The following is a 25,130-nucleotide window of genomic DNA, read 5'->3' as shown; positions in this document are numbered from 1 at the left end:
ACAGTAAAATGTGATCTAGTTCAATAATCACACTCTGACGTTTACGCTAACGTAAAGCAAGAGAAATCAGTTAAATAAACATTAAGAATTTTAAATCGCTGTCATTGAAAATTTACAAACAGGATAAGCAATTGAAAAAATTACATTTTAAAGGAGGAGGAATGGCTTGGATCTCGTTTATCAATCTGACTACCAGGTCGTATGACTGCCAGCATTGTAGTTATTTGATCTTTATTTTTGTTTGGTTAGCTCATCATGCAGAAAACACCTGATTACGACCGCTGTTTTTCGCTTTATATAAGCCAGCATCGGCCGCTTTAATCATTTGAGCTAAGTTGTCAGAATCATCATGCTTAATACTCACCCCTAAGCTTATTGTAAACTCAAGGGTAATATCATTAAATTTGAATTGATGTTGTTCAATGCTGATACGTAATCGTTCAGCAACCTCAACGGCTTGGTCTAAGTCAGTGTTAGGCAAAATGAGTAAAAACTCTTCGCCACCGATACGACCCAGAATATCCGATTTTTTAAACCAGTGTCTTGCTTTACTCGCGGTCGCTTTAATGGCTAAGTCACCTACTGCATGCCCATATGTGTCATTAATAATTTTGAACTTATCAATATCAAAAATGATAACAGCGAGTGGTTCATTGCGCTTTTTAGCCAGTGCAAATAATTTATTGCCTTGTTCCATGGTATAGCGGCGATTGGAAATACCAGTCATATAATCAGTTTGAGAACGGCGTTTAAAAAAGCGTCGTGACTGCACTAAAAATGCCATCATTACCAATAAAACGGCAATGATTAACGCTGTTACCGTTAAGCTCAACTTAGAGATTTGCTGTTTATCTATTTCAGATTTTAATTTCAACAGATTAATCGACAGCTGGTTCTCGAGAATTTTAACCTCATACTCCGCAACTTTAGCACTGTGCTCTAACGAAGAATAAATCACATCTTTGTCCATAATCGACGCATAAGTTTTGCGTTCATTGCCTAAGCTAGTGAGTAAAATATTAAAACTGTTTTGATAGTCTTTTTGCGCAAATTTATCTAAAGCTAGGACCGATGTTTGCAAAAATTTGGGGCTTGATTGATAGCTATTGGAATGAATAAATTGTGACGCCATTTCAAATGCTTTATCCACTTCGTTTTGCTGCATATAACTTAAGGAAAGATAGCCGATGGTAATATCGATAAAAAATGTTTCATTGGTCTGCGCTTTAAGCTGCAAAGCACTGTGTAAATGCTCCACTGCTCGTTGAAAGTCTTGCTTAAAAAAATAGCTACGCCCCGCGTTATGATGAGCAAAAAACATAAAGTCATCGAATTCAGGGTGCTGCCTCGCCAAATCAAATAATCCAGCAACGGCTATTTCAGCCTGTTCCCAGTCAGACACTTTTATCGATTCACCCACCATATTGTGGAGCATATTAAACACATCTTGATGATCGTCGACTGAACTCCATAAATTATATGCTTCACGAAAGTATTCGTAAGCGTATTTATGTAATCCGTTTGCGCGATAAATCGCTCCCGTGGAGTTATAAATCATTGCTTGTCGGTTAGCTGTAAATTGATGCTTCTTGGCTAACATCAAGGCTTCATCTAACCTTGATAAGCCTTCTTCAAAAATATCCACATCGGCATAGCAAAATGCGCTTTGGGTTAACGCTTTTACCAGAGTATCAGGTGAGTTTAATTGGCGAGCAAGCCCCAGCGCATGCTCTCTATCAGGGCAATAATCGGCTTTCGAATTTGTTTGTAAATATTTGATAAAAGAACGCTCAATATACGCAATTACCAATAAGTCAGAAATGGGCTCTCTTTCTAGCATACTAACAATATGACTATAGCTATCGTAAGCACTATCAAGTTGATCAACAGCCTCTTGCTCTATTGCTAATAACACATAAAATTCGGCTTGTTGATGGACATCCCAATAGGCTGTTTCGCTCTTTTTCTCCATAAGAAAAGCTAACTTTTCATCAGCCAGCTCAATAGAGGATAAGATTAATTTTAGTTGGCTAATGTCAGTGGCGGATAGCTCTGTAGGTTTAGGTTTTGATATTTCTTTTTTAGAAACTGGACTAGCGTCTGGATTATTAGCTTCATTGGCTAATATAGGAAAACTGAATGACATGATGCATAGCAACATGATCAAGATGACGATAGGTTTATTGCTCGCGTTTAATTTATTCATGAAGGAATGAATTAGCACCGAATTTCCTTTTTATCTGCGACAACCATGTTTAACCTACGACAACTATTTTTAACCTGCTATAACCATATCAGTATAACAATTTAGCGGCATAATAAGTTAACACTATACCAACATGGCTAGAATGTAATAAATACAACGATAAAACATATAGGTGTATACGCCAGTCTCAGCACCACTATTGAGTCGATAGAACTAAATCGAGGATAGTTAACGTTTGAATTAACTAAAAAGAGTCAATTTTCTGCAGGTATCACCCAAATTGCTGTTTAAATAATTTTCTAAATTAAAATGTAAAAAAGCGCTGAAATCAGCGCTTTTGTTTAATTTAATCCAATTCAATTTGAGTAAATCTACTTGGTAATCATTACTGCACCAACACTTCTGTCTTCACTTTGGTTTATTAACCGAATAGTTAAACCATACTCAGGAATATTACGCCCAGCATCTAACAAGTCACCGCCGGTATAATCTCTTGAGTCTCTGAAGGTACGTTGAGCACGAGTGCGGTTGTCATACATAGTAATGCCGTATTGCTCAGACAAATCGATAAACATTTTCTCTGGTCTATCTATTCTGAACGTTGCGTCGTGAATTTGATAACGAGTCGTCGCAATATTGCCATTACTCCAAGACAAGGTATTTTGATCTGCATCGACCACACCTAAGAAACCATCGCCAGGATGCACTCCAACCCAGTTGTCAGAATATTGATTATCAACATACCAAATCAACATACCTTTCTCATAGGTCATTGGCTGTCCGGCAACATTAATATGCTCTAAGCCGCTATCAACGCCATGATGTGTACGCCACTCAACCAGATAGTAATGCTCTGTTTCCGATGAACCTGAAGACACCTCAAAACCATTTAACATCATCACTTCTGGTGATGAATCTGCATTCGCAGTAAAGGTCTCAACGTCATCAACGACTAGATTAATATCATCAACATACATACCTGGGTTCGTTACCGCGCCATCAGTTTGATACATCACGTAAAGATTAAATGCATTGCCTGCAAGTGAGGTTAAATCAAACTCTGCATTAATCCATCCAGCTGAAACTCCGGTAATACCGTTACCTAGGTTGGTATCATTTGGATTGGTTGTAGAGGTAATATTGCCCTCTAGCATCACTTGTCCAAACTCGCCTACAGCCATGACATAGGCGTAATCCCAGTCTGTTTCGATGTCGTACCAAGCTTGAAATTGCAGTGAAGCCGTCGTTGCATCGCTAAGATCAACAGCAACGCCCATTAGATTTTCCAAGTTATCGCCTGAACCACTGAAGTAAGCATATTCGCCACTCGTAGGCTCGGTAATCACTTGAACTTTATTAGGAAGAGTAATCTTAATGACATCATGATTTGTTCCTTTACTAGATGCTTGATCAAGTAAACCCACCACTCCACGACGAGGAATATCATCGAAATTAACGATTGCACCGTGCTGCCAATTTCCGCCTAAAGTGGCTTGAAGATGCTCTTTAGCAAAGGGACTAAAGCCAACAGGCTCAGTACCACCTAACTCACCAGCCCAGCTTCCTGAAGACATGACTGACCACATGGACACTGGCTCGCCTTCACCAGTGTATTGGGTATCATATTCATCAGGTAATCCTAAATCATGACCGTACTCATGGCTTATCACACCCACAGCACTATCGATGGGTGCAATGGTGTAATCAAATGCTCCCATTAAACCGCCCCAATATGGTACATCAGTATTTGAGTCTGGAATGCCGTATACGCCACCGAGGTTCCAGCGATGTGACCAAATAGCATCTTCGCCTACTTGACCGCCACCAGCCTCTTCACCCACGGCAGAATGGAACACCATTACGTGATCCACTAATCCATCAGGTTCCCAATAATTACCATCACCATCAAGATCATAGCGATCTTCTATATCAAATTGGCTTAAATCTAAACTCGGATCTAATGAGGCTGCAGTCAGCGCTTCTCGAATTAGGCTGCGGGCATCACCATCAACATTGTTGCCGTAAAATGCTGCTGGCATCGTTGCCATATACCAACCTGCAACATCACCAGTTACTGTGTAGCTATCACCAGATTGTTTTTCATAGAATTGTCTAAATGAATTGGCATGATGACCATTCGGAGCAACCCAACCATCATCACCAAATAAGATTTGGCGGTAGTGGTCTTGATTGTAATCCTCATAATACATGCCTGACTCTTCTGGCAAAATTGAGTTATGAACAAAGTCTGGAAACTCCATTAAAATAGCCAAAACTCGCGCTTCTCGAGTTGATCCATCATAAAGTTCTTCTTGAACGTTTTCAGGTGCGTTTCGAATCGAGCGCCCCGTTAAACTGCCTTTCGACGCTTCATGGCGGCGTTCCATTTTAGTTTTACTTTTAATTTCACTGGTCATTGAATAATGGCTGGTGATATTTGCATCTTGAGCTGCAGCGTTCACTATCGCTTCAGCTTGACGCTTTTTAAGATAGGTTTTTAATGCCGACTCCGCTTCTTTCAAGCTAGCTGACTGTGGGATTTTTCCTGACTTCTTAAGCATTTGAATCAGTTTTTGCTCATCAGCAATCACCATATCAAATGCGCCAGTTTGTGGTATGGGAGCATGCTCTGCTGCTTGCAAGCTTCCTGAGAGCCCAGCAATAGCTAAGGCTAGTGGGATTAATTTGTTGTTATTCAATTGAATACCCTCATGTAAAATTCAGTTCCGTTTGAAATTTCTACTCAGAAAGACTCAGCTGCGCTAACTAAGTATTCAAAAACCCTAACTGAAGAACTGCTGAGACGAAATAGACACAAGGACATTTCATTCCCAAGTATGAACCCAAGCTTAATACCTAATTCTTATGGGTATTTTACTGGTTTCAACATATACAAAAAGAGCCATCTAGTAAGACTAAATGGCTCAAATATTGAGGGCTATTTGTATATGATTTTGATAAGGCTACAAGTTAAACCATAACGAAGTTAACTTTTTGACTCCCAAGGCGTTCGACCACTCATATCTGAAAGGTCATAAGGGGTAAGCTGATACACATAGTAGTTAAGCCAGTTACTCACCAACAAACTGCCATGACTATGCCACCTCGCAATGGCCTCTTGACTGGGATCATCATTTCTAAAGTAATGAGTCGGCACTGATGGTTCAAGCCCTTGTTCAAGGTCACGTAGATATTCATCTTTCAAGGTCGATTTTTGATACTCAGGATGCCCCATCACAAATAAATTACGACTATTACGGCTCAGTACAATGTAAGCGCCCGCTTGTTCTGATTCTGCAAGTACCTCAAGATCTGGATGTTGCTTAATGTCTGCTACATTCATTTCAGCAAAACGAGAATGTGGCGCAAAGAACTCATCATCGAAACCACGTAGCAACGGGTGTGGCTTTGTGCTGCGGCGGTGACAAAAAACCCCAGAACGTTTTTCATCTAACAATTTTCGATGTAAATCATAAAGATGAAATAAACCTGCATGTGCAGCCCAACAAAGAAAGAGTACCGAAGTGACATGTTGCTGTGACCAATCAATAATTTCTTTAATGTGCTCCCAGTAAACTACATCTTCAAAATCTAACTGACCGAGCGGTGCCCCTGTAATAATTAAGCCATCGTAGTTTTTACTTTTAACCGCTTCAAAATCACGATAAAAAGTATTCATATGGTCAATAGAGGTGTGTTTAGAGGCTTTATCATGAATGCGCAATAAGTCTACATCCACTTGCAGTGGCGTATTTCCTAGTAAGCGAAGTAACTGAGTTTCGGTTTCAATCTTATTAGGCATAAGATTTAAGACAAGTACCCGCATAGGACGAATATCTTGATTAGCTGCCCGGGTTTCGGACATCACAAAGATATTCTCTGATTCTAAAATTTCTGCAGCAGGTAAATTATCTGGAATTCTAACCGGCATTAAAAGCACCTTTTTTTACTGAATATTCGGTGCCATTAGCCTGACTGCAAATAATCACAAGTATTGGTAATAACCTGTGATTTTTGAAGTTACGCTTATCCACCGACCTTATTAACAACAACATTAACGGGTTGCACCTCGTCAATATTGACAATGTAAGACTGAGTATTGATAAACCACAGCTCGCCATTGACTTCTATTCTTGCGCCTATCGCATAGGTGTGACCCTGCTGAAACTGATCTCTGGTAATTTGGAACTCAAATGAATATGGCGTCATTGCGTTCTCAGACATCATTTCAGCCAACACAATGGCTTTGGTATCTTGTAAAGACACATCTTTAAGCTGCACTTTAATGACAGCATCTGCTGGTAAAGCGATACGTTCTCGGTAAGTGACATCACCAGAAACCGTCACTAAGTCATTACTAGAAGCACAAGCTCCAAGACCGACAATGATAGCTACCGATATCAACATTTTGCTTAAAATTCGCTTCACTGCATTACTCATGTCACTCTCCTTTATCATACATTAAGACTTCTGGAAGTCTATACGTCTCACGTTGAATAATATTCTTGCTTGTTATCGAAAGCAGTTGTTTTTATCATAGGTCATCATTTCGAAGCCATAAAGCGTATGACACAAGCAAACGCAATAATAGTGGGCGCTAGCTCACACCTTAGTAAAGAAATCGCCACTCGATTAGCGCAACAAAACGTTTCATTGGTGTTGTTTGTTCAAAACCCTGAAGATATGCAAGAGTTTGCAGATCAATTACCCACTAAAGTTGAAGTTTTACCTTTAGATATTGAGAACCCAAGCGCAATTATTAGCCAATTAGAAAAGGTTTGGTTAAGCATAGATGGCGCACATTTGGTTTTAGTCAATACAGGGCTTAATGGTTATCATGAATCGCTACCTTGGCAATTAGAGCAAGATATCATTGATGTCAACGTCAGTGGTTTTACTGCGATTTGCAATACCACCTTCCGTTTAATGCGTGAACAAGGTTATGGCCAAATCGCTGCGATCAATTCAATCGCTGGATTACGTGGTGGCCCTAGTGTGGCTTACCATGCATCAAAAGCCTATGCACAAAACTACCTCGAAGGTTTGAGCATGCATGCGCAGCGGTTAAAGCTTCCTATTACCATTACCGATATTCAATTAGGTTTATTGGATAAAGCAGCAATGCAGCAAAGTAAACTGTGGTTACCGCCTTTGCCTAAAGTGGCGGCGCAAATTATCAAAGCTATGCAAAAAGGTAAGCGAAAAGTATATGTCACCAAGCGCTGGCGCCTAATTGCTTGGATGACAATGTGTTTACCAGAGTTTATTTACAATACTCGCCATTGGAAAACGAAAAAGAAGAAATAAGTTGATATCTGGCATATATGCTAATGCCCCATCATCTAAAACAAAAAAACAGGAGCTTAGGCTCCTGTTTTAATGGTGTCAGCTATCTCGTTTAAGATAATTAGAACTTATAACCCACACTCACCATATAAACCCATGGATCGATATCAGTTTCAATCGTCACTGGGACAGAAACATCACCGCCTTCTGGAGCATAATTAAAGCTAGCATCGGTTGAGATCTGTGCGTACCAAACTGACGCATTCACCAACCAGTTATCATTAATGTTGTAATCTAATCCGACTTGAGCAGCCAATCCCCAAGAGTTAGACAAACTTAAATCAGACAAACGATCACCAACGCTATCGGTAATTTCATTATCAAAGAAATTGGTAAAGTTAACACCCACTCCCACATAAGGACGTAATTTAGATTGAGCATTTCCAAAATAGTATTGAGCGACTAAGGTTGGTGGTAAGTGTTTGGTTTCAGCCACTTTCATACCAGCAATTGAGATATCATGAGTAAATGGTGTTGCCGCTAGTAATTCAAGCCCCCAGTTATCAGTCAACATATAGCCAAAATTCAAACCAACTTGCGTATTATCATCAACAGAGAATTGTCCCAAATCACCTAAATCTGGAGTGACAACATTTTCGCTAGAATCGTTTGGTGCAACAGCGACTGCGCCCACTCGAAAGATGAAATCACCTGCTTGATGAGCAAAAGCTGAAGAAGAAATCCCAGCAGATAGTAAGCTAGCGGTAACGAGGCTAAGGGCTAATTTTTTATTCATTATGACGACTCCATGTATGCAACATAATTAGTGCTTTTACGTAAACACATTTAACAATTGGCGCTACACTGCCAGAAATTCCTCGTAACAATATTGATATAGATCAATAAAAAACCTTACAACTAAATAGGTAGTTACCAGCGTTGATCAAGATCACAAAAACCAAGCTTACTTTGATAAAGATGCTTTATATTTAGATGTTTAAAGTGATTATTCAGAGGTTTGATCTGCAAATTTCATTGATTATGCTTTTTGTATGTAATGCTTAAAGCCCGCTTAAAAATCACAATTTGTTAACACCAACCCCTGTAATTAATCATACAAACACTTTATTTACAGGAGCAATTGTTACTCTTAATCGATAGAGAAATGATACGATTGCGATACAAATGGAATTTACAGTAATAAGGCAGTGATCATTTTCAATGACATTACGATTGAACAGCCATTTATGGAAGATAATTTGCTCACTAGTGTTAACTGCTAGTCAAGCCGTTTCAGCAGCGCATACAGACCTCAGCCAATCAACAACCCTTGACCAAGCGTTGACAACAAGTACTGATAATAAAGTCAGCACAATTGCACGTGCTACAGATGAAACAGCTCTTGAGGTCAATGAATCTGATGACATTCACACTAATGATAATGTGCTTGTTGAGACAGAGCACTCCCCCTGCTACGATCATGCGCAATCAGACACTCGATTAGACAAGACCTTCGCCTACTTAAATACCAAGTTCTGCGAACCCGCCATTTGGTTTGATAGTTTTTTTGTTGACGAGCGAATAACAGATGATGCAAGAGCTGGCACTATTGTTCGTTGGTATAATGACTTTTCCTATTTTGAAAAAGAAGGTTTCAAATACCGCTCTAACGTTAAAGCGCATTTAAACCTGCCAGGTATGAGTAAAAAGCTTAAAATAATACTTGATTCAACAGGTGAGGACGACCCCTTTTCATTCATTAAAAGTCCTGATGATGACAATGAACGTGAAGTCGGTTTACGTTATGATTGGTATGCCAAAGAGCGAACCAGCTTTAATATTAAGGCAAGCTTTAAACCTAAAATTGAAGCGCGTTATCGTTATACCTACCCTATTTCTCAAAATACATTATGGCGATTTACACAAACGCTATATCAAGAAAAAAAAGTCACTGGCGAAACCTCAGAATTTGATTTCGAACATGCTTTTAATGAGTCATTTCTATTGCGATGGAATAGTGCGGCTCAATATGAGAACAAAAATAATGGTTGGGAATTAGGTACAGGATTGCAACTTTATCAATATCTTAGCGATACTAAAGCAATCAGTTATCAAGCGAGGATCAATGGTGTAACTGAGCCTTACCATTATATTGAAACCGCCAGTATCGGCCTAACATATCGTCAAAACTACGCTAGAAAATGGTTATTTTTCGCAGTAACACCTGAATATACATGGACTAAAGAAGACGATACCGCTGAGCGGTTAAACCAAATGGTCATTACATTCACCATAGAAATCCTGTTTCAGAATGTCTAAGATGAATCAATTGAGGCCGTCACCTACAACTCTAACGATAATCTCGGGTAATGATTAAACCAAGGTTTGCTGGCTACACGCTTCATGAATGCTGACTCATCCGCTTTGGGGTTATAGTTAACCGTCAAGTTAAATACGGTTTCTAAACCAAATACAGACTCTACACATAGCTCACCGTCTTCATCTAATTTAACGGCTATAGCGGTTTGCTTTTCAGGCCAATATGACATGGCGTTCATGCAAGATGTATAAGCTGGGTGGTTATTTTTCTTATGCATTCTCGCCTGATTTTTGACAGACCAAGGTAAATTTATTTGCTCTGTTAATGCCAACTCAATCAGTTTGTCTCGATAAATACTGGTTTCTTCATGGCACCAATAAATAACGTCAATATCGTTCAATTTAGACGCAGGAGCATCGTGTAATTTGTCCCAGACTAAATTACGAACAAAGCCTGCGGCAATGAACCAATCTTCGACTTCATTTTCAGCAAAAAACTGCGCAGTTAACTTAAGCGCAGACATTCTCATTGCATCACTTAACAACCAATCTTTTAATTGTGCTTCATAGTCCATAATCAGTACCGACATTATCACATGAGCAAAATTACCTAACGTTGATAAAAGATAGTCTTATCAAGACATAGATAATACTCACTGAAAACCTAGATTTAGTCGGTAAAGCTAGCACATTATTTTTGATGGTTCACTGATTAAAATGTAAATATTAACGATTGCTAATACAAATAATTCAAACTGATTATTATTTACACCTGTGCTCATTATACTTTTAAGTTAACTGGCATCATGTTGTTGCTCAGGTGCGGCCTGTGCAAACGCTGGTAACTGATTACATTCGTTCCATATTCTAACAATGTTCGGATATTGTGATAAATCCACATTAAAGCGATAGGCATTATAAACCTGCGGTATTAAGCAAATGTCAGCCATTGTCGGGCTATCACCAAAACAATATTTTCCCGCCGTTTTAGACAATTGAATTTCGAGCGCTTTAAAACCAAGATGGATCCAATGGTTGTACCATTTCATTTTATCTTCTTCACTTACGCCCATTTCTTTCACTAAAAATTGTAATACTCGCAAATTATCCAAAGGATGAATTTCACATGCAATGGATTGCGACATAGCACGAACAACGGCTCTGTCTTTAGCTGTGCTAGGAAAAATGATTGCACCCCATGCAAGCATACCCCTTACTAATAAGTAAACATCCATATTAATGTAATCATACATTTTTTTAGATAATGGTTACGAGCTAACTTACCCACCTCTTATTTGATGTGCTAATTCATTTCACATTTGTTTCACGAACTAAGCCATACAGTATCAAACATTATAAGCATTTAATGAGACTTACTATGAGCAATCACATCGCCTTAGAAAATGTTAGCCAATCATTCTCGGCAGAAGAAACCAAGGTCGAACTATTCAACAATCTCAACTTAACCATTAATCAAGGTCAGTCTTACGCCATCACTGGGCCCTCAGGAACTGGCAAATCAAGCTTGTTAATGTTGATGTCTGGCTTAGAAAATCCTAGCTCAGGTAGTTGCACATACGTTGAAAACGGGCAAAAAAAATCGCTAACTTTACTGCGCGAAAATATAGGCTTTATTTTCCAGCAGTTTCATTTATTACCTGAATTAACCGCACTTAATAACGTTGCATTACCGCTCAAACTACGTGGTGATAAGCAAGCACTGACTAAAGCAAAAACGTGGCTCGATAAAGTAGGTTTAAGCCATCGTTTAGCTCACAAACCCCTACAACTTAGTGGTGGTGAACAACAACGAGTGGCAATTGCAAGGGCATTAGTCTTTGAACCTAAATTTATCTTTGCTGACGAACCTACCGGCAATTTAGATCAGCATAATGCGACTGAAATTGCGGATTTACTCTTTGCTTGCTGTCAGGAAAACAATGCTGGCTTAATCCTTGTAACCCACAGTCACGCCCTTGCCAATAGAGCCGAGCATATATTTTCATTAGCAGATGGACACGGTATAGCAACCGCCATTGAGCAATTAGAGGCGGTGTCATGAACAGTGCAAATATAAAACTTGCAGTTCACTTTTTTCAACAGGAAAAGACACTGGCTCACCAAAAGTACCTTCGGTTTATCCAAGGCTTGTTAATGGTTTTTATTATTGCGTTAAGCCAAAGCAGCGATACGGTTCAAAGCTACTTACATGAGAATTTACAGAACCTATTAGGCGCCGATGTTGTCATTACTCAGCAAGAATCTTTGAACAATAATCAACTGCAAGAAATTGAAAATATTGCTCGAGCTCTAGTAGTCACTCAACAAGTATCATCCACCCTAACCCATAATGGTTTGTGGCAACGAGCCCAAATAAAGGCCGTTGGTGATGGCTACCCATTACAGGGGCAACTGTCTATTGCAGACAGCCCGCAAGGTGATGTGCAAGGCGTATATTCAGGGCCTAATATTGGCGAAATATGGCTAGATGCAAGATTGCTTGTTGGTTTGTCTGTCAATGTTGGCGAGTATCTAACATTGGCAGAGCAATCATTTTTGGTCGCTAAAGTCTTGGTCCATGAACCAGACAGATTAATGGAGGGCCATAATGTTGATATGCGCGCGATGATAAACGCTGCAGATATCACTAAGCTTGGCTTCCCAGCTGAACAGGTACAATACCGCTATCTTATTACAGCCAACAAACAACAAAGCACAGCACTTATTCAATGGCAAAAAGACAATTTACCTGGGGCACAACTCCATCATAAACAAGGGGCTCATCCGCTTGCATTATTTTGGAAACGTACGGAAAATTTTATTGGTTTAACGTCGATTATCTTATTCTTTATGGCAGCCATCGCCCTTGAACAGTTAAGCCAAACACAAATCCATAAAGAGCAGTATTTTTCTGCAATTTGCTTAAGTTTAGGAAGTTCGTTAAAAAGCTGTATTCAGCTTTCAGTGGTTAAGTGGTGTTTGAGTTTCGCAACACTCTTACCCGCAGTATTGGTGGTTTCGGCATTGTTCTATGGTGCGGTGGTAATATGGTTACAAGCAACATTTGTTGAAATCACTTGGCAATGGAACACTTGGCTTGCAATAAAATCTGTGGCGGCAATAGCCATTATTTTAATGATAATGCAGTTACCCGTATGGCTGTCTTTAAAATCGTCCACCGTTGCTCAGTTGGTTAATCCCCCTAAAACAGACAGCAACTTGTTGCTAACTAAAATAAGCAGTGTCGTTGTTTTATGTGCCATCGCCTTTGCCTATTCAGACAACGGCTTATTGACTGCGATGGTGGTATCTTCAATCGCGGTCAGCATATGTTTGATGATCATCATCAGCTGGTTGAGCTTAACAATAGGTGAAAAAGTGTCGCAGAGGTTCTCTGGCTTAGTTCCATTCACCTTATTCATGATGAAACAGCGATTACTAGCAAAAAGCACCCAAATACTAGGTATTGGCTTATGCACTTTTTTACTGCTATTTACCTTAATGCTTTTAAAAGACCTCGGAAACACAATGTCTGCCTATCAGCGCCAGCATGATGGCAACCTGCTTATTTCCCAAGCAACGCAAACTCAGATGCTAGATATTGAGCAACTTGCGTCGACTGAAAACATTGAAGTACGCCAAGTTAAGCCCTATTTACGCGCCAAACTAATAAAAATAAATGACACACCATTAGATGAATTTAGCCAAAAACCAAGTGATAGCTTATCAACTTTAGGCCGTGCTATTAGGCTACATTGGAGTCAAGATATACCAGCTAATAACCGCATAGTTGAAGGTAGCTGGTGGGCTGAAAACACTGAAAATTGGCAGCAAATTTCTGTTGAACAAGAAATAATGACAGATCTTGGTTTGAACATAGGTGATCGTTTTACCCTATTTATAAACCAACAAGCCATTGATTTTACCATTGTCGCCAGCCATGTTTATCGCTCTGGCGGAGGTTCGATTACTTTTTGGCTGCAAATGCCAACCGCAGCAATTGACCACATTCATGCACCAATTTTTAATATGGCAAGTATCGAGCTGAGCCAAACTCAATGGCCTTTATTAAATCAACTATGGCAAAAACACCCCACATTGCGCATGGTTTCACTAAAAGAAATGACCGAACGCTTTGATCGTATTCTGGCAATGGTAACCCAAGTAATCAGTGGGTTTTCACTGCTCATCATCATTCTAGCCAGTGTGGTTATTTTGGCCTCCGTTCAAACATTAGAAGACAAAGAAAAGAAAAAGAACAGTATTATCATGAGTTTTGGTTTTAACAAACCTACCTGTTTAAAACTCAATATCATTGAATGGTTATTTACCGCTGCAATTGCAGCTCTTGGGGCGATTTCTGGCACTTACCTCGCAGGCATGATGATTTACCAATCGCAATTTTCAATTGCTTACCAACCTAATTTCTGGTGGCTGCTGGCAACACTCACCTTAATATTAGCCCTAGTGACATCATTTGGTATTTACGCCAGCCGCAAAAGTTTAAAAACATCTATTCGACAATTATTAGCAGAGAATTAATCGCACTAAGTGGTAACGAATAGTGTTAAGTGGAAACGAATAGCGCTAACTGAAAACGAATAGCGCTTAGCAAGAGCTAATCGCTATTAATATGAACTAACAGCATTAATATGAACCAACAGCATTGGGGTTTCACATCTGTTTCACATCAAGGTTGGCAATATATAGGCAACCTAATGGAGGAAACATTATGTACCACTTTAAAAAACAACTCATCCAAGCTCTCGCACTTATCACTCTCGTTATTTCCACCTTTTCATTTGCCATGCCTTCACAGAAAAAAGTGCTCCTGGTAGTGACCAGCTATGGCGAGCAGCAAGGTAAAGTCAGCCCAGGTTATGAGTTTGATGAATTCAGTAAAGCCTATTTAGTGTTTAAACAACATGACATTGCCATTGATGTTGCGAGCCCAAAGGGAGGAAATGTGGAAGCCGACCAATACGACCCAACCAAACCTTTTAATGCTGCAGTTTTAAACGACAAAAAGGCAATGGCAAAACTAAGTGATACCTTAAAAGTGAAGTCGCTTTCTGCAAGCCACTACGATGGTATTTTCATTGTTGGTGGAAAAGGAGCCATGTTTGATCTTCCAAAGAACCAAGCATTACAGCAATTAATCGCTGATGTGTATCAGCAGCAAGGTTCAGTTGCTGCCGTATGCCACGGACCTGCAGCACTCGTTAATGTGAAACTCGATAACGGTCAATATTTAGTAGCAAACAAAGCCGTTAATGGGTTTACCAATCAAGAAGAACATTTATTTAGTTCAAAATGGATTAATGACTTTGAGTTTTTACTTGAAGATAAGTTAGTTGAACGCGGTGGCCTGTTTCAATCAAGCGAAATCATGCTAAGCCATGTGACTGTTGATGGTCGTTTAATGACAGGGCAAAATCCAAGTTCAACAATTGCTGTCGCAACTGAATTGGTTCGTTCTTTAGGAATAGCTCCACAACAAATTAAGCAAGACAAAGAAGATAAGACAATGACGGTCATTGCCGAAATACTCGCAGGTAATAAGCAAGCTATTGCTAAGCTCAACAGCGAACAATCTCAGTACCAATTACCTTTAGTTGGTATGTATGGTTTTTACTACCTAAAAATTGCAACAACCAATCAGCAGCGTGAAAACGCATTAACCTTAATGAAGCTGGGGCAAGAAGCGATCAACAAGCCTAGTCTCGATATGAAAATAGCCAATACCCAAGTTGAACTCGATAAGCATGAAGCAGCCATCTCAACTTTGAAGCAGTTACTTACGAAAAAACCTGATTTTAAACCCGCATTAGACTTGTTAAAAACCTTGTCTTTATAATAAGTTACTTTTAGTCATCAAGAATAATCGGAGTGTTCATGACGCAAAAGGCCAATTCACTGAATATTTTACTGGTAGAAGATCAGCTTAATATCGCTAACAACATAGCTGATTACATGGAGTCAAAAGGACATATTTTTGATTTTGCGACTCAAGGTAAACAAGGTTTATCATTGGCACTAGAGCAATACTACGATTTGATTATTCTTGATTTAAATTTACCCACAATGGACGGCCTTGAAGTGTGCCAGCAGATAAGAGAAAAAGCTGACCGCTATATCCCTATCCTGATGCTTACTGCACGCGACAGTGTTGAAGATAAAGTATCTGGTTTTACAGTCGGTGCTGATGACTACCTTACTAAACCATTTTCATTGCAAGAATTAGAAGTACGTTGCCTCGCTCTTTCAAGGCGGCACTTATTACAAACCAAGGATGTAATCCATATCGGCCCTTTATCTATCAACAGAAAACAAAAAGAAATTCAACGAGATGGTAAAATATTGGCACTTCACTCTATGGGCTATCGTATTTTAATCATTCTAGCCGAAGCTTACCCGCAAGTGGTCAGTCGCTCAGAGCTAAGTCATAAACTCTGGGGCGATACCCCAACAGAATCAGATGCGATACGCTCACATATCTATCAATTACGTACAGTGCTTGATAAACCATTTCCACAACCGCTGTTAAAAACAATACACGGTGTCGGTTTTTCACTTCACATTCCAGTTCGAGATTAATCTTATGACTAACAATACCGGTAGATTTCATAGTTTAAGTCGACGAATCGTCATCATTTTTTGCATGTTTACTTTAGCACTATCACTGGTTTTTAGTTCCATAGCCTTTATTTTAATGTATACCTTAGAGGACAGTTTCATTGAAAAAACCATTGTTCAAGAAGCGGAATACTTAAATCAGGTATACCAGAGTACGGGACAGTGGCCATCAACAAGGCAAGGTAATATGCAGCTGTATTTCTCAAAAGAAAGCTTCCCTGAAGATATTCGACAAACCTCAATTGCTGAACCTAGACGTAAAGAGTTTTACGGACATAACAATCGCCATTACCACTTACACACACTCACCGAACAACCAAATACATTTTTAGTTGCTGAAGTAAGCGCCGACTTGTTAGTACGCCCCATAAGAGGCGAGATAATCAAGTTTCTTCTAATGAGTACACTTATAGTCACCATAAGTGCGTGCCTTATTGCATGGTTGATGGGAAGAAGAACGACTCGACCTTTAAAACAATTAGCGCAATTAGTTAACGGCGTTGCGCCTGAAAATATTCCAGAAAAATTTGCTCACCATTATCCGAATAACGAGATTGGTATACTAGCGACAACCTTAGAACGCACACTAAAAAATATGAGCAATGCATTAGAGCGAGAAAAATGTTTTACCAGAGACACCAGTCACGAATTACGCACACCTCTGGCAATCATTAAAAATGCAGTTGAAGTATACATGTGCAAAGCCACGCTCAATAATCAAGATAAACAAGTACTTAATCGAATCAATGAAGCCTGCCAACAAATGGAGCAAACTGTTTCTACGTTACTAATACTTGCTCGCGAAGAAAATACCCAAGTCACGCAAGAAGCAACAAAGCTCATGCCAATGATTGAAGCATCAGTGATCAACAATCATTATATCTTGGCAAATAAGCCGGTAGAGGTTGAAATAGACAACTCATGCAACATTACAATCACTTGTCAGCCTGGCATGTTAAAAGTATTAATCAACAATCTTATTAGTAATGCATTTCAATATACTGAACATGGCAAAGTCAGTATTTTATTCATGGACAACCAAATCATTGTCAAAGATACAGGCCCAGGTATCGAGGCAGAAATTTCAAATAAAATAACCGAACCCGCCATTAAAGGCAGCCAAAGTACAGGCTTTGGCTTTGGTTTGTCTATTGTAAAACGACTATGTGACCACCAAGGTTGGCTGCTTGTAGTAACCAGTGACCAAGGCACAACTGTCTCAGTCACATTAAGTTAATTCTATGATTATTAACGCGCACCAATGTATTGATAATCTGAAAAGGTATCAGTTGAGGTTTCATCAATGTCGGTAAAAAAGGCAAAATGGCCTTTCATTGCCAGTTGGTTTTGATATAGCAACACTGACTCTTGTAATTTAATGAAGCTAAACACTAATTTAAAATCGGTTATTTTGGCGCTAAACATTGGCGAAAATGATTCCGTATTAGTAATAATCAAGGTTTCAATAAACTGGTTGTTTTTATCGTAAGTTAATTGGCCATGGAGTTTTTTACTGCCCTGCTCACCTAGCTTTTTAAGGTATACATTAAAGTTTGCTTGCAGCTTAAATTCATCTTCAGCAGCAAAGGTTAAACTGCCTTGCTGAATCAAATCTGTTGGTTTAATCGATATGTTATGGCCATTGTCTTTATTTTCAGCCGACTCTACTTTGCCCGCAATAAAGTCACTAGTTTGCTGTTTAGTCGGCAATTGGCCATTAATTAATTCGAGTGACCACCGCTGATAAATGTCTTTATGCGGGGTAAAACGCTCAAGGCTGCTAGTGACATTACCCTCTTCATTTTCAAAGCGCGATACTTCATACGACCATTCATTTCGACGAGTTTGTTCAAGGTTTTTAATTGCTTTAGCAATTGTTGTTTGCAAATAGTGAGGGTTTTCAAACAAGCTACTTTGTACATGTTGAGCATTGTCATTAGCGGCTAGCTGAAAACTGATACCAAGAGACAACACAATGAGCAAATATTTAAACTTCATTAGAATTCCTTGTAGATATTTTAGTGAAGAAAACTTACGCCAGCCGATGTGAAACGCTTGTGAAATGACAGGCTTAATTAACAAGAGCACAAGCATAGGCTTGGAATACCAATGAGGAAGCAAGTATAGATTGGTTGTGGGTGATAAAGAACCAAACACCTCAGCTTGATGTGGTTCTTTTTTACATTGTGATTTAGTTATAGAAAACGCTTTAGCTATTAAGTTGCATCGTGTTGTTTTTCTGGAGATGCCGCATCGAACGCTGCCAGATCAGTACACGCTTTATCAATACGTAAAATATTGGGATATGCTGCCATATCGACGTTAAAACGTCTGGCGTTATACACTTGTGGTATTAAGCATAAGTCTGCCATTGTGACCGAATCGCCAAAACAGAATTGCCCTGCATGTTTATCTAATTGTGCTTCTAGTGCTTTAAAACCGAGGTGGATCCAATGGTGATACCACACCATTTTATTTTCTTCGGTGACATTCATGTCATTAACTAAATATTTCAACACCCTTAAGTTATCCAGCGGATGAATTTCGCAGGCTAATGTTTGCGCCATCGCGCGTACAATTGCTCTTTCTTGGTGACGTTCAGGCAATAGTGGAGATTGCGGGTAACTTTCATCTAAGTATTCAATAATCGCCATAGATTGTGTAATGCAAAAATCACCATGTTCGCCAATATCAATTAAAGCCGGTACCAAGTTCTGTGGGTTCAAACGTTCGAAAGATGCAGTATGTTGCTCCCCACCATTGTTAACTAAATGGACTGAAACATGCTCAGCGGTTAGTTGTTTTAAATTAAGTGCAATTCTAACTCGGTAGGCTGCGCTTGAGCGCCAATATCCATAAAGCTTCATCGTCTTTCCTTATTACTTTTGCCGACATTATATCTACGCAAAATATCACTCATATTAAAAAAGCAATAACGAATCGCTATTGCTTTTTGGTAAATATCTTATCTTAATGATATACAACTAAAGGTACTAGCCTTTATATTCAACAACTTTCTGATCAATCGAACCGAATATGCTGCTGTCATTGTCATCGAACATTTCGATGCGCACTGTATCACCAAAACGCATAAATGGTGTGCTAGGTTTGCCATCAGCAATGATTTCTAACATGCGTTTTTCAGCCAAGCAGCTTGAACCAGCACTACGATCATAATTAGAAATTGTGCCTGAACCAATCACAGCGCCAGCACATAGTGGGCGAGTCTTAGCAACATGAGCCACTAATTGACTGAAATCAAATGTCATATCAACACCAGCATTTGGACGACCAAACAGCTCACCATTTAGATGGGTAACGAGTGGTAAATGGACTTTACTGTCTTGCCATTTTTCACCTAATTCATCAGGGGTAATCGCCACTGGCGAAAATGCGCTTGATGGCTTAGATTGGAAAAAACCAAACCCTTTAGCGAGTTCACCTGGAATAAGGTTACGCAGTGAAACGTCATTAACCAGCATCAATAATTTTATGTGTTGCTGTGCATTTTCAGCGCCAACGCCCATTTTTACATCATCAGTGATCACTGCTATTTCAGATTCAAAATCAATACCGTATTCTTCACTGGCCATTTCAATATCAGCTTTAGGGCCAATAAAGCAATCAGAACCACCTTGATAAACCAGTGGGTCAGTCCAGAATGTTTCTGGCATTTCAGCGCCACGGGCTTTACGCACTAATTCCACATGGTTTACATAAGCACTGCCATCAGCCCATTGGTATGCGCGTGGTAAAGGCGATAAACAACGTGCTTCGTCAAAATCCACTGCATTATCCATTTGACCCGCATTCAACGCTTCATACAGCTCTTGTAGCTGAGGATTCAGTAAATCCCATGCATCAAGTAATTGTTGCATTGTTTTCGCAATAGCAGGTACTGCAACGGTTTTAGTTAAATCTTTGCTAACCAACATCAGCTGGCCATCGCGGCGACCGTTGTTATAACTTGCAAGTTTCATTCTGACTCCTAAATAGGTACAAATAAGGTTGATATCAAATAAATAAAATTGTCATCACTGCTGAGTGTGTAGCTGAATAAAACATAGCTTATGTTCCACTTTTAACCGATACACATCGCAGGTTAATACCAACAAAAATAGCCTTCTTAAGGCTAGAAATACCTTAAGCTTAGCCAAATTAATATAGCGTGAGGCAAATCACATTTTTGCAAGGTAGCCTAGGTTTTGTAAACCTTTTGATACATTGCTCAAGATAATGCCAATTAAAGCAATAAACGTCTTGAAAACACGACAATGCCAGCGTATTGCTGGCATTAAATCGTTACACAAGATTTGAGTCTCAGTTTCTACACATTGACCTTTACCGCTAATTATCGTTTTTTGGTAATTTTGTAATCTCGTAATTTATTAGCAATTGCGGTGTGGGAAACCCCCAGTTTTTTCGCCAATTGACGCGTACTTGGGTAAGCAGGATATAAGCGCCTTAGTAAGCTTGCTTCATATTCTTTCATGGCTTGATCTAAACTGCCTTCGAACTCTTCGTCAAAGTAACCAAAACCTTCTGCATAAGATGGCAGTTTTAATTGTTCAACGGTTAACTCCGCAGAGCCATCCCACATTGAAACAGCTCTAAATATCGCATTTTTTAATTGGCGAACATTGCCAGGCCAAGCGTAAGTGAACAGATAATCACGACAACTGGCAGAAATACGTCGAAGCGGACTAGAGAGTTGCTGGCTGTAATGCTCTAAGAACATCTCCGTTAACGGTATAACATCGACTTTACGCTCACGCAAAGATGGCATGTGATAGCTCAAGACGTGAATGCGATAATATAAATCTTCTCTAAACTCACCTGATTGACATAACTCAGCTAAATTCTTCTGGGTTGAACAAATAATACGTACATCAGCACGCACTTCTTCATCACCGCCGATACGTCTAAATGTACCGTCTTGCAACAGACGCAGTAATTTAACTTGCGCCGCTTTCGACATTTCAGCGATTTCATCTAAAAATACCGTACCGCCCTTTGCTTCTTCAAACAAACCGCGTTTAACGACTTGGCCTTCATTAGAAACAAAGCCAAATAACTCTTCTTCGGCAACACTGTCTGGGAGCGCGGCGCAATTAATTGGGATAAAGGGGTGTTCACGTCGCATGCTGGCATCATGGCTGGCTTTCGCCATTAACTCTTTACCTGTGCCCGTTTCACCAGTGATGAGTAACGGTGCATCAAGTTGCGCCATTCGCTTAGCTTGCTTAAGCACATCTTTCATTTTATCGCTAACAGCCAATACATTATCAAAACCAGTGGTTTGATTCTGTAATGCATTGAATTGCTTACCGACTCTTGCTGGAGATTTAAGTGACACCACTGCGCCCGCAAGAATGCTGGCATTATTTTCATCGGGTAGATAAATCGGCAGCATTTCGGCTAAGTATTCATTGGTACCAATTTGAACCCGTGTAGCTTGTGCAAGCACTGGGGCTTCGGTTAACCAACGCGAAAAGTTAAATCCTTGCACCCAATGATTTAACGACTCATCAATCACTTCATGTTCTTGCATATTTAACGTCAATAAAGCCGACTCGTTTACAATACGAATACGTCCTTTAGCGTTGATGGAGAACACAGAATCAGGTAAGGTTTTTAATAAGGTTTTTAACGCATAATGTTCTTGCTCTGAGGGCATAAACGAGACAGTACGAACATCATGTACGCTTTCTACTTTACGAATAAGAGGCATTAATTCGCTTAAGGTTTCGAAACCGATTTCAGCAAATTGTAAGTATAGAAATCCCCGGTTACTGGCATCAATTGCAATTAAGTTAATGCCATAATTTTCTAGCACTTCGAGAATATCTTTCGCAAGGCCGATGCGATCTAAACAGCTCACTTCCAAACGCATATACAACTATTCCCTATCAGTCATTTTTTCTGGAATATACGAGGATTAATGAAAATCTCATTTAAAAATAATGAGAAATACCATCCTTCTTTATTTGTGAGCGATACGTTAAAAGGTTATGAGGCGTGTGGCAAGTGTTGTTTACAGTGGAATTGTAACAGGGGAAGTATTATAGCAGGTTACGTTAACGTAACCTGCTGAAATTCATGATGAAGATAATTAACCAATTAACTGGTCTGTTTTCGCCGCCATGATGAAATCATTCTTATGTAAGCCTTTTATTGAATGTGACCACCACGTTACCGTGACTTTTCCCCATTCAGTTAAAATTCCTGGGTGATGAAATTCTGCTTCAGCAAGCTCGGCTAATTGATTAGTAAATACCATCGCAAGTTTGAAGTTTTTAAACTTATACACGCGTTCTAGTTGATTAATACCATCGCGATTTTCAACACGCCATTCAGGTACCATTTTACTGAACTCAACCATTTCTTGCTCAGTTACTTTCGGGGCATCAATTTGGCAAGCTTCACATTTCAACTCTGATAAATCAGACATAACAACTCCTGGGTAAAGTAATTTATTCTTATTAAATTTAATTCTGTCGCTTAACTGGCAATGGTTTTGGGTGCAAATTTGGGTTCAAGCAGTCCCAACTTACGTGCTTCAGTCACGGCTGCCATAATATCCATCTTGGCAATTTCATCAAGATAATCAACACTGTCGATAACGTAATAAACAGGCTGCATGATATCGATGCGATATGGCGTTCTTAGCACTTCAATCAGATCAAATGGCTTACGCTCAGGTTCATCGCTTAATGCATATAAGGTCTCACCGGGAGAGCTTAAAATGCCGCCGCCGTAAATATTCAATTCGCCATCTGCACCTTTTACTAAGCCAAACTCTACAGTGAACCAATAAAGTCTCGCTAAAAAGACTCTCTCTTCTTTTGTCGCAGCTAACCCTAATTGACCATAAATATGCGAAAAACGCGCAAATGAAGGGTTGGTTAATAATGGGCAATGACCAAAGATTTCATGAAAAATATCAGGCTCTTGTAAGTAATCAAACTCTTCCTTAGTGCGAATGAATGTCGCCACTGGGAATTGTTTATTTGCCAACAGCTCAAAGAACTTTCCAAATGAAATAAGTGCAGGCACGCCAGCCGTTGTCCAGCCAGTTGCCTCAAGTAGCACCTTATCGATTTCTTTTAATTGTGGCACTCGGTTGCTTGGCATAGCCAAAGCATCCAATCCTTGCATGTAGGCATCACAAGCGCGGCCAGGCATATTGATGGCTTGTCGCTGATACAGTTGATGCCATACATCATGTTCTTCATCTGTGTATTGAATATAGCCCTGATTGTCAGGGATCTTAGCGGTATAGTTTGTTGCTTTGCTCATAAGTTTCACTTTACGTAAACTGCTCTCCCTTCATAGTGTGCTAAGGTTTCAAATTTGTTAACAACCTCAGGGTTTATTCTTGGTCCATGTGGTAGCAATAAACGTAAACTATTCACTACAAGTTACCATAATTATAAAATTACTCTTTTAAAATCAATAAACTAAAATGTAGTTAATGTTTGACAAACGAGACACCAACTTCAAAATCACTTTGTTGGCATTTTGCTTTAGCTTCTAGCTGAGACGCTAAAATAGATAAAAGACAACAAATGTTATATTCAGCTCGATAACTTCAGTACAATAAGTTTAATTGTATAATTCAATCGAATAGTTTGTCGTACGACAGCGTTAAGGAAAGACCATGGCAATTTTAGTTACAGGCGGTGCTGGGTACATAGGAAGCCATACTGTTGTTGAACTTTTGAATGCCGATCAGCAAGTCATTATCGTAGATAATCTATCGAACGCCAACGTTAACGCCCTTGAGCGTATCGAAACCATAACTGGTAAAGCCTGTGTTTTTTACCAAGGCAGTGTGCTTAATAAAGCCCTATTACATAAGATTTTTACCGATCACCCTATTGAATCAGTGATTCATTTTGCAGGTCTTAAAGCTGTAGGTGAGTCTGTTATTAAGCCTCTGCAGTATTACGAAACCAATGTCACTGGCACCATTATTTTATGTCAGGTGATGGCTGAGCATAACGTAAAACAGCTGGTGTTCAGTTCGTCCGCGACCGTTTATGGCATCCCTGAAGGTTTACCTATTCGTGAAGACTTCAGCACAGGTGCAACCAATCCTTATGGGCAGTCAAAATTAATGGTTGAACAACTGTTACGAGACTTACAGGTGGCCGATAATCAGTGGAATATTGCCGTACTGAGATACTTTAACCCGGTTGGCGCCCATCAAAGTGGTTTAATTGGTGAAGATCCAGCTGATATACCCAATAATTTGATGCCATTTATCTGCCAAGTTGCTGTGGGGAATATCCCTGAGCTAAAAATATTCGGTAATGATTATCTAACGCCAGATGGCACCGGAATTCGCGATTACATTCATGTCGTTGATTTAGCTCAAGGTCATTTACAAGCGTTACAAAAGTTATCAGAGCAACCTGGCATAGTGACCTATAACTTAGGCACAGGAAGGGGCTACAGTGTTATCGAAATCATTAAAGCGTTTGAACTGGTCAGCGGTAAACAGATCCCCTATCGTTTTGCCCCACGCCGTGATGGCGATCTTGCTGCATATTTTGCCGATGCAAGCCTTGCTTATGAAGAATTAGACTGGCAACCATTGCACACGCTTGAATCAATGGTTGAAAGCAGTTGGTTGTGGCAATCTAAGAACCCTAATGGTTATAACGATTAGCCTAACTTA

20 protein-coding genes and 1 pseudogene are annotated in these 25,130 nt (G+C 39.6%); 8 read left to right on the top strand and 13 right to left on the bottom strand.

Going from position 1 to position 25,130, the window contains the following annotated elements; translation table 11 throughout:
• Positions 1-253 precede the first annotated feature (253 nt).
• From L2737_RS22425 to L2737_RS03015, 4 genes are all read right to left on the bottom strand, one after another.
• Positions 254-2,224, bottom strand: a complete 1,971-nt coding sequence (locus tag L2737_RS22425) for a tetratricopeptide repeat-containing diguanylate cyclase (protein ID WP_248954732.1) — start codon at positions 2,222-2,224, stop codon at positions 254-256.
• Between the two features lie 353 nt (positions 2,225-2,577).
• Positions 2,578-4,905: an immune inhibitor A domain-containing protein gene (locus L2737_RS03025; protein WP_248954731.1), complete on the bottom strand. Its 2,328-nt coding sequence runs from the start codon at positions 4,903-4,905 to the stop codon at positions 2,578-2,580.
• A 287-nt stretch (positions 4,906-5,192) separates the two neighbouring features.
• A complete protein-coding gene (gene metA / locus L2737_RS03020) occupies positions 5,193-6,137 on the bottom strand; it encodes a homoserine O-acetyltransferase MetA (RefSeq protein ID WP_248954730.1) in 945 nt (314 codons plus the stop codon).
• 95 nt (positions 6,138-6,232) lie between these two features.
• On the bottom strand, positions 6,233-6,646 hold the full coding sequence (locus L2737_RS03015) for a YbaY family lipoprotein (RefSeq protein ID WP_102526302.1): 414 nt from the start codon (positions 6,644-6,646) through the stop codon (positions 6,233-6,235).
• 126 nt (positions 6,647-6,772) lie between these two features.
• Between L2737_RS03015 and L2737_RS03010 the strand changes: the two genes are divergently transcribed.
• Complete coding sequence (locus L2737_RS03010; protein ID WP_248954729.1) at positions 6,773-7,513, top strand: SDR family NAD(P)-dependent oxidoreductase; 741 nt, start codon at positions 6,773-6,775, stop codon at positions 7,511-7,513.
• Positions 7,514-7,613: 100 nt separating this feature from the next.
• Here L2737_RS03010 and ompW read toward each other — a convergent pair whose 3' ends face one another.
• Positions 7,614-8,288 (bottom strand): outer membrane protein OmpW, encoded by a 675-nt coding sequence (gene ompW / locus L2737_RS03005; RefSeq protein ID WP_102526301.1) that lies wholly within the window; start codon positions 8,286-8,288, stop codon positions 7,614-7,616.
• A 425-nt stretch (positions 8,289-8,713) separates the two neighbouring features.
• On the opposite strand from ompW, the gene L2737_RS03000 reads away from it, so the two are divergent.
• The gene (locus tag L2737_RS03000; protein ID WP_248954728.1) at positions 8,714-9,811 is read left to right on the top strand and encodes a hypothetical protein; all 1,098 of its coding nucleotides are present in this window, start codon (positions 8,714-8,716) and stop codon (positions 9,809-9,811) included.
• A 23-nt stretch (positions 9,812-9,834) separates the two neighbouring features.
• Here the strand turns inward: L2737_RS03000 and L2737_RS02995 are convergent, their stop codons facing one another.
• Positions 9,835-10,386, bottom strand: a complete 552-nt coding sequence (locus tag L2737_RS02995) for a nucleotidyltransferase family protein (protein ID WP_248954727.1) — start codon at positions 10,384-10,386, stop codon at positions 9,835-9,837.
• Between the two features lie 219 nt (positions 10,387-10,605).
• A pseudogene (locus L2737_RS02990) lies at positions 10,606-10,998 on the bottom strand (glutathione binding-like protein); the annotation flags it as partial.
• A gap of 191 nt (positions 10,999-11,189) precedes the next feature.
• Here L2737_RS02990 and L2737_RS02985 point away from each other — a divergent pair.
• From L2737_RS02985 to L2737_RS02965, 5 genes are all read left to right on the top strand, one after another.
• A complete protein-coding gene (locus L2737_RS02985; RefSeq protein WP_248954726.1) occupies positions 11,190-11,873 on the top strand; it encodes an ABC transporter ATP-binding protein in 684 nt (227 codons plus the stop codon).
• On the top strand, positions 11,870-14,353 hold the full coding sequence (locus tag L2737_RS02980; RefSeq protein ID WP_248954725.1) for an ABC transporter permease: 2,484 nt from the start codon (positions 11,870-11,872) through the stop codon (positions 14,351-14,353). The genes L2737_RS02985 and L2737_RS02980 overlap by 4 nt, the downstream gene beginning before the upstream one ends.
• 190 nt (positions 14,354-14,543) lie before the next feature.
• Positions 14,544-15,668, top strand: coding sequence for a type 1 glutamine amidotransferase domain-containing protein (locus L2737_RS02975; RefSeq protein WP_248954724.1), 1,125 nt, complete (start codon positions 14,544-14,546; stop codon positions 15,666-15,668).
• A gap of 38 nt (positions 15,669-15,706) precedes the next feature.
• A complete protein-coding gene (locus tag L2737_RS02970; protein WP_248954723.1) occupies positions 15,707-16,408 on the top strand; it encodes a response regulator transcription factor in 702 nt (233 codons plus the stop codon).
• Positions 16,409-16,523: 115 nt separating this feature from the next.
• Entirely contained in the window at positions 16,524-17,684 is a 1,161-nt protein-coding gene (locus tag L2737_RS02965; RefSeq protein WP_248954722.1) for a sensor histidine kinase, read from the top strand.
• Positions 17,685-17,695: 11 nt separating this feature from the next.
• Here L2737_RS02965 and L2737_RS02960 read toward each other — a convergent pair whose 3' ends face one another.
• The 6 genes from L2737_RS02960 to phhA all read right to left on the bottom strand — a co-directional run bounded on the left by L2737_RS02960 (position 17,696) and on the right by phhA (position 23,755).
• On the bottom strand, positions 17,696-18,445 hold the full coding sequence (locus L2737_RS02960; protein ID WP_248954721.1) for a hypothetical protein: 750 nt from the start codon (positions 18,443-18,445) through the stop codon (positions 17,696-17,698).
• 218 nt (positions 18,446-18,663) lie between these two features.
• Complete coding sequence (gene maiA / locus L2737_RS02955; RefSeq protein ID WP_248954720.1) at positions 18,664-19,314, bottom strand: maleylacetoacetate isomerase; 651 nt, start codon at positions 19,312-19,314, stop codon at positions 18,664-18,666.
• A 126-nt stretch (positions 19,315-19,440) separates the two neighbouring features.
• On the bottom strand, positions 19,441-20,427 hold the full coding sequence (locus tag L2737_RS02950; RefSeq protein ID WP_102526298.1) for a fumarylacetoacetate hydrolase family protein: 987 nt from the start codon (positions 20,425-20,427) through the stop codon (positions 19,441-19,443).
• Positions 20,428-20,798: 371 nt separating this feature from the next.
• Complete coding sequence (tyrR, locus tag L2737_RS02945) at positions 20,799-22,340, bottom strand: transcriptional regulator TyrR (protein ID WP_102526297.1); 1,542 nt, start codon at positions 22,338-22,340, stop codon at positions 20,799-20,801.
• Between the two features lie 219 nt (positions 22,341-22,559).
• The gene (locus tag L2737_RS02940; protein ID WP_102526296.1) at positions 22,560-22,898 is read right to left on the bottom strand and encodes a 4a-hydroxytetrahydrobiopterin dehydratase; all 339 of its coding nucleotides are present in this window, start codon (positions 22,896-22,898) and stop codon (positions 22,560-22,562) included.
• A gap of 50 nt (positions 22,899-22,948) precedes the next feature.
• Entirely contained in the window at positions 22,949-23,755 is an 807-nt protein-coding gene (phhA, locus tag L2737_RS02935; protein ID WP_346349186.1) for a phenylalanine 4-monooxygenase, read from the bottom strand.
• A 352-nt stretch (positions 23,756-24,107) separates the two neighbouring features.
• Here phhA and galE point away from each other — a divergent pair, with 352 nt between their 5' ends.
• Entirely contained in the window at positions 24,108-25,121 is a 1,014-nt protein-coding gene (gene galE / locus L2737_RS02930; RefSeq protein ID WP_248954719.1) for a UDP-glucose 4-epimerase GalE, read from the top strand.
• Positions 25,122-25,130: the final 9 nt, after the last annotated feature.

This window comes from Shewanella electrodiphila (genome assembly GCF_023283985.1).
Taxonomy (GTDB): Bacteria; Pseudomonadota; Gammaproteobacteria; order Enterobacterales; family Shewanellaceae; genus Shewanella; species Shewanella electrodiphila.
Note: the sequence above shows the minus strand (reverse complement) of the source record. Positions and strands in the feature narration are given on the sequence as shown.

Excerpts from the sequence above, each read along its gene's own strand:
- metA (WP_248954730.1), bottom strand. The coding sequence starts at position 6,137 with ATGCCGGTTAGAATTCCAGATAATTTACCTGCTGCAGAAATTTTAGAA.
- L2737_RS03015 (WP_102526302.1), bottom strand. The coding sequence starts at position 6,646 with ATGAGTAATGCAGTGAAGCGAATTTTAAGCAAAATGTTGATATCGGTA.
- L2737_RS03010 (WP_248954729.1), top strand. The coding sequence starts at position 6,773 with ATGACACAAGCAAACGCAATAATAGTGGGCGCTAGCTCACACCTTAGT.
- ompW (WP_102526301.1), bottom strand. The coding sequence starts at position 8,288 with ATGAATAAAAAATTAGCCCTTAGCCTCGTTACCGCTAGCTTACTATCT.
- L2737_RS03000 (WP_248954728.1), top strand. The coding sequence starts at position 8,714 with ATGACATTACGATTGAACAGCCATTTATGGAAGATAATTTGCTCACTA.
- L2737_RS02995 (WP_248954727.1), bottom strand. The coding sequence starts at position 10,386 with ATGGACTATGAAGCACAATTAAAAGATTGGTTGTTAAGTGATGCAATG.
- L2737_RS02985 (WP_248954726.1), top strand. The coding sequence starts at position 11,190 with ATGAGCAATCACATCGCCTTAGAAAATGTTAGCCAATCATTCTCGGCA.
- L2737_RS02980 (WP_248954725.1), top strand. The coding sequence starts at position 11,870 with ATGAACAGTGCAAATATAAAACTTGCAGTTCACTTTTTTCAACAGGAA.
- L2737_RS02975 (WP_248954724.1), top strand. The coding sequence starts at position 14,544 with ATGTACCACTTTAAAAAACAACTCATCCAAGCTCTCGCACTTATCACT.
- L2737_RS02970 (WP_248954723.1), top strand. The coding sequence starts at position 15,707 with ATGACGCAAAAGGCCAATTCACTGAATATTTTACTGGTAGAAGATCAG.
- L2737_RS02965 (WP_248954722.1), top strand. The coding sequence starts at position 16,524 with ATGTATACCTTAGAGGACAGTTTCATTGAAAAAACCATTGTTCAAGAA.
- L2737_RS02960 (WP_248954721.1), bottom strand. The coding sequence starts at position 18,445 with ATGAAGTTTAAATATTTGCTCATTGTGTTGTCTCTTGGTATCAGTTTT.
- maiA (WP_248954720.1), bottom strand. The coding sequence starts at position 19,314 with ATGAAGCTTTATGGATATTGGCGCTCAAGCGCAGCCTACCGAGTTAGA.
- L2737_RS02950 (WP_102526298.1), bottom strand. The coding sequence starts at position 20,427 with ATGAAACTTGCAAGTTATAACAACGGTCGCCGCGATGGCCAGCTGATG.
- tyrR (WP_102526297.1), bottom strand. The coding sequence starts at position 22,340 with ATGCGTTTGGAAGTGAGCTGTTTAGATCGCATCGGCCTTGCGAAAGAT.
- L2737_RS02940 (WP_102526296.1), bottom strand. The coding sequence starts at position 22,898 with ATGTCTGATTTATCAGAGTTGAAATGTGAAGCTTGCCAAATTGATGCC.
- galE (WP_248954719.1), top strand. The coding sequence starts at position 24,108 with ATGGCAATTTTAGTTACAGGCGGTGCTGGGTACATAGGAAGCCATACT.